Annotated in this window: 1 pseudogene; it reads left to right on the top strand. The window is 63.0% G+C overall.

The window, feature by feature from the left end:
• Positions 1-926: pseudogene (locus AC1DHT_RS29175) on the top strand (RHS repeat protein); the annotation flags it as partial.
• Positions 927-932: the final 6 nt, after the last annotated feature.

Raw genomic sequence — 932 nt, 5'->3', positions numbered from 1 at the left:
GTGACGGACAGCTCAAGAAGGTTCTGGTGAGCGCGATCCACTACAACCCCTCCGGCCAGGTCGAATCCGAAACCGCGGGCAACGGCGTGATCACCGGTCACCGCTACGATCCCGCCAACGGCCGGCTGACGAACCTCAGCGCCCACAAAGCCGATGGCACGCCGCTGCAAGACCTCAGTTACTGCTACGACCCGGTCGGCAATGTGCTGAGCATCAAGGATGCSGCGCAACCGATCCGTTACTTCAATAACCAGCGCGTCGAGCCGATCAAGAYTTACTGGTATGACACGCTCTACCAGTTGATCAAAGCCTGTGGATCAGAGGCTGACATCGGGCRYGGCGGCCCGGCCCTGCCGGACTTGCARCCCCTGCCACCYGATCCCAACCAGATCGCCCACTACACCCAGACCTACCATTACGATGCAGGCGGCAATCTGCTGGATCTGSAGCATGTCGGCGCCCAGGCCCATGGCCGCACCTTGACCCGCGCCCGCTACAGCAATCGCTGCCTGCCCGAGCGCGACGGCCGGCCACCGACCGAAGCCGAACTGGCCGCCGGCTTCGATGCCAACGGCAACCTGCTTGAACTGCAACCGGGGCAGCCCCTGAGCTGGGATCTGCGCAATCAGCTACAGGCAGTGTGCCCCGTGGTGCGCGAAAACGCGAAGAACGACCGCGAGCGGTATATCTACGACGGCGACGGCCAACGCGTGCGCAAAGTTCGCAGCCACCAGACCAACGCCCGCACGCTGATCAGCGAGGTGCGTTATCTGCCCGGCGTGGAAATCCGCACCCACAGTGGCACCGGTGAAGTCCTGCATGTCRTCAGCGCYRSCGCCGGSAGCAACAGTGTGCAAGTGCTGCATTGGGTCGCCAGACAACCCGATGACATTGCTGCTGCATTGGGTCGCCAGACAACCCGATGACATTGC

It is taken from the genome of Pseudomonas sp. 05N432, from assembly GCF_056396945.1.
Note: the sequence above shows the minus strand (reverse complement) of the source record. Positions and strands in the feature narration are given on the sequence as shown.